Origin of the sequence: Bacteroides caecigallinarum (assembly GCF_021530995.1) — a bacterium.
Lineage (GTDB): Bacteria > Bacteroidota > Bacteroidia > Bacteroidales > Bacteroidaceae > Phocaeicola > Phocaeicola faecigallinarum.
On sequence record NZ_JADYTF010000117.1, the window covers coordinates 1 to 10,778 of the forward strand.

Consider the following 10,778-nt stretch of genomic DNA (forward strand, 5'->3'; position numbering starts at 1 on the left):
TTCATATATTACTTTAATTTTTGATTTTGATTTTAAATAATTAATATATGCATAATCCGCATTACATAGATGGGACAAAACAAGTTGATTGCTAACTTATAAACCTTACGATTTTTTCTTTTCAAACCTATTCTTAAAACTTGCCCAAATTCAATCCCAAACTTGCCCAAATTTTACATCGAATTTGCCCACGTTTTTTCAGAATATGATAAAGGTTTGAAAACGCGCAAAAGCGGTTAAATTGTCAACATTCATAACAGAAATTATTTATACTAGACTACAAATGACTGCATACCTTCAAATCACTGGCACTATCGGTTTAATCTTTAAATCCGAAATTAAAGAAGATGAGTACACAAATTGTTTAAAAAAATATGTTTTTCATCATAAATATGTAATGGTAAGTGTCTTATTTGATGTTTTTTTTCTAAATTTGAACAGCCTCAAAAAATATTTGAAATTCGACTATAAACTATAACTTTAAATACACAATATCATGAGCTATAAATTTATGACGGCAGCCGAAGCTGCAAGTTTGATTAAGGATGGCGACATCATTGGCTTAAGTGGGTTTACACCTGCAGGAACACCTAAGGCTGTTACAGCCGAATTAGCAAAAATAGCAGAAGAGAAACATTCACGCGGTGAACAATTCAAGGTTAGTATTCTTACTGGTGCTTCTACAGGCGACTCTTGTGATGGAGTATTAACCAGAGCAAACGCTCTTGATTTCAGAGCTCCATATACAACCAATACTGATTTCCGAAAAGCTTGTAATAGCGGACAAGTTAAATATTCCGATATACATCTTTCTCAGATGGCACAACGAATTCGTTCAGGCTTTTTAGGTAAGATAAATGTAGCTATAATGGAAGCTTGCGAACTGACAGCAGATGGACGTATATATCTTACTGCGGGTGTTGGTATATCTCCAACTGTGGCACGTCTGGCTGATATAGTCATTGTGGAAATTAATGCTGCTCATAATAAGAATAGCCTTATGGGTATGCACGATGTTTATGAACTGGAACGTCCACCGCATCGTCGTCCGATAATGATAGAGCATGCCAGTGACCGTATCGGAGTTCCATATGTTCAGGTTGATCCTGCAAAGATAGCAGCCGTGGTGGAAGTCAATATACCTGATGAGGCACGCGGTTTCCACGATCCGGATCCTATTACTGACAAGATAGGCCAGAATGTAGCAGATTTTCTTGTAAACGATTTGCGTAAAGGAATTATCCCTGCAACTTTCCTTCCATTGCAGTCCGGTGTAGGAAATATTGCAAATGCAGTGTTAAGCGCATTGGGTAAAAATCCTGACGTACCGGCATTCGAAATGTATACTGAAGTTATACAGAATTCAGTGATAGACTTGATAAAAGCCGGTAGAATAAAATTCGGAAGTACATGCTCGTTAAGTGTTACTAACGACTGTCTGAAGGATATTTATGATAATATAGATTTCTTCCGCGACAAATTAGTGTTACGTCCTTCTGAAATTTCAAACTGTCCTGAAGTGGTACGCCGTCTTGGAGTTATATCTATGAATACAGCTATCGAAGCTGACATTTATGGAAACGTTAACTCTACTCATATTTGCGGAACCAAGATGATGAACGGTATCGGAGGTTCTGGAGACTTTACACGAAGTGCTTATATATCTATATTCTCTTGTCCTTCTACTGCAAAAGGTGGATGTATCAGTTCTATTGTTCCAATGGTATCACATCAAGATCATAGCGAACACTCTGTAAATGTAATCATCACAGAGCAGGGTATTGCCGACCTTCGCGGTAAGAGTCCAATGGAACGTGCCCAAACAGTTATTGAAAACTGTGCTCATCCTGACTATAAACAATTGTTATGGGACTACCTCAAAATAGCCAACAAGGGACAGACAAGTCACAGTCTTTCAGCAGCACTTAGTATGCATGAGGTGTTCCTTGATAAAGGAGATATGCGCTTGACAGATTGGACTGAATTCTGCAAATAAAGATTCATATCCTATTTCTTCTTTTTTATAATAAAACTCAAGTTTCGGATTTAGAATATTTCGATGAGAAGTAAATAAAAAAGGCTTTGAGAATTTCTGTATATAACAGAAATTGAGTAAATTAGTAGCTCCCAAACGACTAATTCCACATCTCAAAGCCATGAGCAAATATACTATAGTCAAAAGTAAGTGAAATGCGAATAATTCGTTTAAAAGTTGTATCTTTACAGCATGGAAATGCAGTTGTCGACATCAGAAATAGAAATTTTACGTAAACTTCAACGGAATCTAGCCGGAAGTTCCGACTATGCCCGTGTGACTTGCATTCTGATGTTGGGCATGGGCAATTCTCCTTCCTTCGTGGCTTCATGCCTTGGAATAGACGTTTCCACCGTATACCGTTACCGTTCCGCTTATTTGCACGGCGGTGCCAATGAACTTCTGGAAAACCGCCACAAAGGTTATTGGGGGCTTCTTGACAGCAGACAGTTGTCCGCCTTGCGCAAGGAACTTCGTGAGCATATCTATACGGATGCCAAGAGTGTGGCTGAGTGGATAAAGTCCACATTCGGCGTGGAGTACACGCCCCAGGGGGTTGTAGACCTGCTGAACCGCATTGGTTTCACCTATAAGAAGACATCGGAAGTCCCTTGCGAGGCTGATGCCTCCAAGCAGGCAGCCTTTGTCGGAGAACTTTCCGAAATCCTTTCCGGTATGCCGGAAGATGCTGTGGTTTATTATGCCGACAGTGTTCATCCGAACCACAACAGCCGTTCCACTTATGCGTGGATAGAGAAAGGCGAAAAGTTGGAACAACCGACCGTCAGCGGTCGTGACAGGGTGAACATCAACGGGTTGCTTAACGCGCATGACGTGACAGACGTGATAGCCCATGATTGCGAAAGCGTCAATGCCGAATCCACAAAAGAAGTTTATCAGGCGGCCTTGGACAGGCATCCGGAGGCCCCGTTCATCTATATCATTTCCGACAATGCCCGTTATTATCACAACAAAAAGCTCAAGGAATGGGTGGACGGGACAAAAATCAGGCAGATATTCCTGCCGCCCTACTCGCCGAACCTCAATCTGATTGAGAGGCTTTGGAAATTCCTCCGCAAGAAGGTCATCAATACCGGCTTCTACAGGACAAAAGAGAAATTCAGGCAGGCCGTTAAGGATTTCTTCGACAATATCGGAAACTATAAAGAAGAGTTGGAGTCACTTCTGACTCTTAAATTCTGTTTGTCTAATTCGCAAACCATTTCTTTTTGACTATAATAACTTTATCCAGCAAAATATAATACATTTATGACTTATAAGCTTTTTAGAAATATATTAATATTGCTGTCTGTATTTTTCGGTTTTCAGCAATGCGCGCAAAAACCAAAGGATGCAGAAAAGCGATATGTTCCTACAGAGAAAGATATGAGTGCCTATCTTATGGTCTTTCATACTGATGAAACGCATAGTCTGCATATGGCAATCAGTTGGGATGGATATACTTTTACTGCATTGAATGATGCAAAACCTGTTATCAAAGGTGATACAATCGCTATGCAGAAAGGTATCAGAGATCCTCATATTTTTAGGGGACCAGACGGAGCTTTTTATCTTGCAATGACCGACCTTCATATTTATGCCCAGAGAGAAGGATATAGAGAGACAGAATGGGAGAGAAAAGGTGAAGATTATGGTTGGGGAAACAACCGTGGGCTTGTTCTTATGAAATCGTACGACTTGATTAATTGGTCGCGTGCAAATGTGAGATTCGATACATTGTCTGAGGAAATGTCTGAAGTGGGGTGTGTATGGGCACCGGAAGTGACTTATGACCATAATAAAGGAAAACTTATGATCTATTATACCATGAGATATGGTAACGGACAGAATAAACTCTATTATGTCTATGTAAACGATGATTTCAATAAACTTGAATCTATGCCGGAAATACTGTTTGAGTATCCGGTAGAAGGTCGTTCTGCTATTGACGGTGATATAACTTATCATAAAGGCAAGTATCATTTGTTTTATGTAGCTCATGACGGTACTCCAGGTATCAAACATGCAATTTCCGACAGCACTTCTTGTGGATATGAATATATGCCTGAATGGTGTGACTTTGAGGATGGAGCCTGTGAAGCTCCTAATGTGTGGAAACGCATTGGCGAAGACAAGTGGGTTCTCATGTATGATATTTACAGTATCAATCCTCATAACTTCGGGTTTATTGAAACAACCGATTTTAAAACATTCAAGAATCTCGGACGTTTTAATGAGGGTGTTATGAAAACTACCAATTTTGCATCGCCAAAGCATGGAGCGGTTATTCATCTCACCAAAGATGAGGCTAAAAGATTGGAAGAATTTTGGCAAAAATAGCCTAATAATTAAAAATTGTTTTAAATGATCCAGGCAGTAACAAGAACAGAAGTATATGATACTTTATATCTTGTTGCTGCTTTTTGCTTTCATTCTATTGTCTTTTGGGGTATCTTTATTTTTTTTATTGTATCTTTGCAAACAAATTGGATAAATAACGTAAAATCAAATATATAAAGTACATCGCTATGGAATATAATTTCAGGGAGATAGAAAAAAAATGGCAACAGAAGTGGGTGGAAAACAAGACCTACAAAGTTTCGGAAGATGAATCAAAAAAGAAGTTTTATGTGTTGAACATGTTCCCTTATCCGTCGGGAGCAGGGCTTCACGTAGGTCACCCGCTGGGATATATTGCCAGCGATATATATGCTCGCTACAAGCGACTTCAGGGTTTCAATGTGCTTAATCCGATGGGTTACGATGCATACGGATTACCTGCAGAACAGTACGCAATCCAGACAGGACAGCATCCTGCTGTAACTACAGCTGCCAATATCGCACGCTATCGTGAACAGCTCGACAAAATCGGTTTCTGCTTTGACTGGGACCGCGAAGTCCGTACTTGCGAACCTGATTATTATCACTGGACACAGTGGGCTTTCCAGAAGATGTTCAACAGCTATTACTGCAATTCATGCGGTAAGGCTCAGCCTATTGAAAATCTGGTTAAGGCTTTCGAAACAAAAGGAACTGAAGGACTTGATGTAGCTTGCGGCGAAGAACTTAGTTTCACTGCTGAAGAATGGAACGCCAAATCGGAAAAGGAACAGCAGGAAATCCTGATGAACTACCGTATAGCATATCTTGGCGAGACTATGGTGAACTGGTGTCCTGCACTGGGTACTGTATTGGCCAACGATGAGGTGGTAGATGGTGTTTCTGAACGTGGAGGTCATCCTGTAGTACAGAAAAAAATGCGTCAGTGGTGCTTGAGAGTTTCTGCATACGCACAAAGACTGCTCGACGGACTTGAAACTGTTGATTGGACAGACTCTCTGAAAGAAACACAGCGTAACTGGATTGGCCGTTCGGAAGGTGCTGAAGTACGTTTCAAGGTTAAGGACAGTGACATGGAGTTCACTATCTTTACAACACGTGCGGATACAATGTTCGGTGTTACTTTCATGGTTCTTGCCCCTGAAAGCGAATTGGTGGCACAACTCACTACTGAAGCTCAGAAAGCAGAAGTTGAGGCTTATCTTGACCGCACAAAGAAACGTACTGAGCGCGAACGTATAGCAGACCGCCGTGTGACAGGTGTGTTCAGCGGTTCGTATGCTGTAAATCCGTTCACAGGTGAGGCTGTACCTATCTGGATAAGCGACTATGTACTTGCCGGCTATGGTACAGGTGCTATTATGGCAGTTCCGGCTCACGACAGCCGTGACTATGCTTTTGCAAAACATTTCAACTTGCCTATCGTTCCGCTGGTTGAAGGATGTGATGTAAGCGAAGAAAGCTTTGATGCTAAGGAAGGTATTGTTTGCAACTCTCCAAAGGCAGGCGTAACTCCATATTGCGATTTGCACCTCAACGGTCTTACTATCAAGGAAGCTATCGCTGCTACAAAGAAATATGTAAAGGAACATAACCTAGGACGTGTAAAGGTTAACTTCCGTCTGCGTGACGCCATTTTCTCACGTCAGCGTTATTGGGGCGAACCATTCCCTGTTTACTACAAGGACGGTATGCCATATATGATAGACGAAAGCAAATTGCCTTTGCAGTTGCCTGAAGTAGCCAAGTTCCTTCCTACTGAGTCTGGCGAACCTCCATTGGGTCATGCCACTAAATGGGCTTGGGACGTAAATGCCGGCGAGGTGGTTGAGAACTCTAAGATAGACAATGTAAACGTATTCCCTCTCGAACTTAATACAATGCCTGGTTTCGCAGGTTCAAGCGCATACTATCTGCGCTATATGGACCCACACAATGATAAGGCCCTTGTTTCGGAAAAGGCAGACAGATACTGGCAGAATGTTGACCTATATGTAGGTGGTACAGAACACGCTACTGGTCACCTGATATATTCACGTTTCTGGAACAAGTTCCTGTTCGACCTCGGTGTAAGCGTTAAGGAAGAACCATTCCAGAAGCTTGTAAACCAGGGTATGATTCAGGGACGAAGCAACTTTGTATACCGTATCAAGGATACAAACACATTCGTTTCTCTCGGATTGAAAGACCAGTATGACGTTACTCCTCTTCATGTTGACGTAAATATCGTATCAAACGATAATCTCGATGTTGAGGCATTCAAGAACTGGCGTCCTGAATACAACAATGCTGAATTTATCCTTGAAGACGGCAAGTATGTGTGCGGATGGGCAGTTGAGAAGATGAGTAAGTCTATGTACAACGTGGTGAACCCAGATATGATTGTTGAACGTTACGGAGCCGATACATTGCGTATGTACGAAATGTTCCTTGGCCCTATCGAACAGTCTAAGCCATGGGATACTAACGGTATCGACGGCGTTCACAGATTCCTGAAGAAATTGTGGAGCCTGTTCTATAACCGTAATGACGAATTCCTCCCACAGGACGGTGAAGCTACAAAAGAAGAACTTAAGGCTGTACACAAACTGATTAAGAAAGTGACTGGAGACATTGAGACATTCTCTTACAACACTTCTATCAGTGCATTCATGATTTGTGTGAACGAGCTTACTTCATTGAAATGCCGCAATAAGGCTGTCTTGAGCGACCTTGTAGTTGTTATAGCGCCATTTGCTCCACATTTGGCTGAAGAACTTTGGGCAGCACTCGGAAACACAACATCGGTTTGTGATGCTCAGTGGCCTGCATTCAACGAAGATTATCTGAAAGAAGATACAGTGAAATATACAGTTTCTTTCAACGGAAAGGCACGTTTCACTATGGAGTTTGCTGCTGATGCTGATAACAACACAATCCAGTCTGCGGTTCTCGCAGACGAACAGTCTCAGAAATGGATTGAAGGTAAGACACCTAAGAAGGTGATTATCGTTCCAAAGAAGATAGTAAACATTGTTCTATAATATCTTTAGATAATGGAGATATCATTGATAAAGAAACTTGGCCGGGAATCTAAGGATTACCTGGCCATCACTTTTGGCTTGATGTGTTATGCTTTCGGTTGGGCAGCATTTATGCTTCCATATCAAATTACAACCGGTGGCGCTACAGGTATCTGCGCAATTATATATTACGTAACAGGCATAGAGATACAAGTATCTTATTTTATAATAAATGCCATCCTGATGGGATTTGCGCTAAAGATACTTGGACCGAAATTCAGTATTAAGACAATATTTGCAATATTGGTTCTTACATTCTTTTTATGGTTTTTTCAGCGGCTTTTAGAAGGCGACGACGGTAAATTACCATTGTTGCTCGGGCCAGGCCAGGATTTTATGGCATGTGTCGTAGGTGCCGGACTTCTGGGATTCGGTATCGGAATAGTGTTCTGTAATAACGGAAGTACAGGTGGTACGGATATCATAGCATGGATTATAAACAAGTATAAGGACGTAACTTTGGGAAGAATGATTATGTATTGCGATATAGTGATTATATCTTCCTGTTATTTTATTTTCCATGACTGGAGACGAGTGCTGTTTGGCTTCTGCGTGTTGTTTATCATGAGTATTGTGATAGATTATGTAGTTAACAGCGCACGCCAGTCTGTCCAGTTCCTTATTTTTTCACGTAAACATGATGAAATCGCTGAAGGAATTTCCACTCAGATTAACCGTGGAGTAACTCTCCTTGACGGAAAAGGATGGTACAGCAAGCAGGATATAAAGGTAGTTGTGGTTCTTGCAAAGAAAAGCCAGTCACTTGACATTTTCCGTCTGGTGAAGGATATTGATCCTAATGCATTTATTTCCCAAAGTAATGTAGTGGGAGTTTACGGCGAAGGTTTTGACCCATTGAAAGTTAAGTAAATTATGAAGAAACTTGTTTTTGCAACAAATAACGCACATAAGCTGGAGGAAATCCGTGCTATATTAGGCGATAAGGTAGAGATCTTGAGTCTTAATGATATAGACTGTCATGCCGACATTCCTGAAACGGCTGATACTTTGCAGGGTAATGCTGCATTGAAGGCACAGTATATATATGATAATTATGGTTTAGACTGTTTTGCCGATGATACAGGTCTTGAAGTCGAGGCTTTGAATGGTGCGCCTGGAATTTATTCTGCCAGATATGCCGGTGGAGAAGGGCATGACTCTGAAGCCAACATGAAGAAACTGCTTTCTGAAATGCAGGATAAGGATAACAGCAAGGCACGTTTCCGTACTGTTATTTGCCTTATAGAGGATGGTAAGGAACACTTCTTCGAAGGAATAGTAAACGGCAGCATAATACGTGAAAGAAAAGGTGGAGCGGGTTTCGGTTATGATCCTGTATTTATGCCGGACGGATATTCAGAAACCTTTGCCGAGATGGGTAATGATGAAAAGAATAAGATAAGCCATCGCGCTAGGGCTGTTCAGAAACTTTGCGAGTATATAAACAAATAATAAATGCCGCTATAGCCATCCTTTTTAAAATTGGCTGTAGCGGCATTCCTTATAAAATATAGTTTAGAAACTGAACTGGTAGTCAAGCCCTTTACCAGGTTTTATCAACATATTAGTAATCTCAAAATCAATCTTACCTGATTCCATATTATTGTCCATTTTGACGTAAATGGTATGTCTGCAATTAGGTTCAATTTCATAATCTCTGAAATATGTTATACCAGGAGCGTGTTTGGTCTTTTTCAGGTAGAATGTTAAGTCAGAATCATTGTAAATTGTAATATTCACCGATTTATCATTCTTCTCTATATTTTCAATCTTTACGGAATTGTCGAATAAATCTTTGAGCCACATTTCTTCACCTATAATCTTATCGCCGACAAATACTGCAGTTCTACGGTTAATCAAAGCTTCTTTAATACTTTCGGCATTGCGCTCTTTTGCAAAGACCAGAGTCATTGTGCGGTGCTCGCCTTTGTTGAAATCAATATCGGTCTGTATAGGTTGGTGAATATCTGACGTTCCTATCATGGTAAGTTTCTTTTCAAGACACCACTGCTGAGCTTCGGGGTAATAATATTTTCCGTTAGCTACTTCTATTCCGTTCATACATCCGTTTTCGTACAGGTATGTATGTTCATCCCACCAAAGAGTTTTTTCCGGTTGCTGTGCATCCCAACCCGGATGATTCCAGAAGATAAATGCCTTTTGCGATTTGGCGGCTTTGAATGCGTCCTTGAAATCTTTCGTGTCAAGCGGATTACTGTCTGTGATAAAAATGGCATTATGATGTCCAGGAGCCATTGATCTTGTTATTTCGCTACCTTTAATAAGAATTATGTCTTTATCTTTAGCATATTGTTTGATTATTTCGTATGAACGGTTGTGGTCTGCTTTGATATCGTCCTTGTGTGGTCTATATTCTATATGCTCTGTCAGAGATATAGCATCAAGTCCTTCAGAGTATGCTTCATCTACTCTTACTGTTGGCCATACCAGTCCGTCCGAAAATACAGTGTGAATGTGGAAATCGCATTTCAACGTCTTGTAGTTGTCTAAATTAGGAATGTTGATGTCTTTATCCTTGGTTTGCCCGAAACCTGTCTGCAGTATTCCTACCATTGCGAGAAACAGATAGAATTTTTTCATTGTATATTTATGTTTTAATTATTTTACTGCAAAAATATTAGATGCATCTTACGTTGTTGTGAAGTAGTTGTTACATTTGCTTTTAAAAAAAATAGAGGATATACCATCTTGTGATACATCCTCTATTTTTTTAGTCATAAATTAGAATAAAACTATTATTGACTAATCTTTTCGACTTTTAATATAGCTTTATCAATTCCGTTTCTAACATCAACTGTAAATTTATATGTATTATTTACCTCAAGTTTTTTTCCTTCTGCTATAGCCAGGTTACCATCTTCTTTAGGTATTATAACTATATCACTTTCGCTTGTTATTTTATCTCCTGTGAATTCACCTCCCCAACCTTTCTGATGGAAGAATTTGAAGTTTATTGTTTCTGCATTGACTTGTACTCCTGCAGTAAGTGTAATTTGATATATACCGTTTTCTACAGATGACATACACAGCGCCTTGTTGGTATCCCATCCTACTTCGTTATTGTTAAAAGATGGTTTTCCTACTTTCTCACCAATTACCCATATAGCTCCACTTCCGTCCTGATTTAAAACAGCAGGAGTGTCATTTGCCAGTTTCTCTACTTTAAAATATTGATTCTTAGTGTCAGCTATTATTCTGTAATCGCCTGATAAAGGTGCGAATGTCAGATTTTCGTTTTCGCCTTTTGAGAAATAGTCAGAATCTATCCACCAATTTTCGTAATTTGGAATACCTGTGAATGTTATTGGTTGACCTTGAGA

At 40.2% G+C, this 10,778-nt stretch carries 7 protein-coding genes and 1 pseudogene; 6 read left to right on the forward strand and 2 right to left on the reverse strand.

Annotated features, from left to right (window positions below; all coding sequences use genetic code 11):
* The first annotated feature begins 496 nt into the window (after window positions 1–496).
* From I6E24_RS13475 to I6E24_RS13500, 6 genes and pseudogenes are all read left to right on the forward strand, one after another.
* On the forward strand, window positions 497–1,996 hold the full coding sequence (locus I6E24_RS13475) for an acetyl-CoA hydrolase/transferase family protein (RefSeq protein ID WP_235329057.1): 1,500 nt from the start codon (window positions 497–499) through the stop codon (window positions 1,994–1,996).
* A 231-nt stretch (window positions 1,997–2,227) separates the two neighbouring features.
* On the forward strand, window positions 2,228–3,268 hold the full coding sequence (locus I6E24_RS13480) for an IS630 family transposase (protein ID WP_235329058.1): 1,041 nt from the start codon (window positions 2,228–2,230) through the stop codon (window positions 3,266–3,268).
* A 135-nt stretch (window positions 3,269–3,403) separates the two neighbouring features.
* Window positions 3,404–4,375: pseudogene (locus tag I6E24_RS13485) on the forward strand (glycoside hydrolase family 43 protein); the annotation flags it as partial.
* Window positions 4,376–4,563: 188 nt separating this feature from the next.
* Entirely contained in the window at window positions 4,564–7,398 is a 2,835-nt protein-coding gene (leuS, locus tag I6E24_RS13490) for a leucine--tRNA ligase (RefSeq protein ID WP_235329059.1), read from the forward strand.
* 12 nt (window positions 7,399–7,410) lie between these two features.
* Window positions 7,411–8,307: a YitT family protein gene (locus tag I6E24_RS13495; RefSeq protein ID WP_235329060.1), complete on the forward strand. Its 897-nt coding sequence runs from the start codon at window positions 7,411–7,413 to the stop codon at window positions 8,305–8,307.
* Window positions 8,308–8,889 carry a non-canonical purine NTP diphosphatase gene (locus I6E24_RS13500; RefSeq protein WP_235329062.1) on the forward strand — a complete coding sequence of 194 codons (582 nt, stop codon included), beginning with the start codon at window positions 8,308–8,310 and terminating at the stop codon, window positions 8,887–8,889.
* Window positions 8,890–8,952: 63 nt separating this feature from the next.
* Here I6E24_RS13500 and I6E24_RS13505 read toward each other — a convergent pair whose 3' ends face one another.
* Both I6E24_RS13505 and I6E24_RS13510 read right to left on the reverse strand, forming a co-directional pair.
* Window positions 8,953–10,038, reverse strand: coding sequence for an Sb-PDE family phosphodiesterase (locus tag I6E24_RS13505; protein ID WP_317218738.1), 1,086 nt, complete (start codon window positions 10,036–10,038; stop codon window positions 8,953–8,955).
* A 155-nt stretch (window positions 10,039–10,193) separates the two neighbouring features.
* On the reverse strand, window positions 10,194–10,778 hold a 585-nt coding region (locus tag I6E24_RS13510), incomplete at its 5' end, for a DUF5121 domain-containing protein (protein ID WP_235329061.1).

Coding starts and splice junctions, on each gene's coding strand:
- I6E24_RS13475 (WP_235329057.1), top strand. CDS start 497: ATGAGCTATAAATTTATGACGGCAGCCGAAGCTGCAAGTTTGATTAAG.
- I6E24_RS13480 (WP_235329058.1), top strand. CDS start 2,228: ATGGAAATGCAGTTGTCGACATCAGAAATAGAAATTTTACGTAAACTT.
- leuS (WP_235329059.1), top strand. CDS start 4,564: ATGGAATATAATTTCAGGGAGATAGAAAAAAAATGGCAACAGAAGTGG.
- I6E24_RS13495 (WP_235329060.1), top strand. CDS start 7,411: ATGGAGATATCATTGATAAAGAAACTTGGCCGGGAATCTAAGGATTAC.
- I6E24_RS13505 (WP_317218738.1), bottom strand. CDS start 10,038: ATGAAAAAATTCTATCTGTTTCTCGCAATGGTAGGAATACTGCAGACA.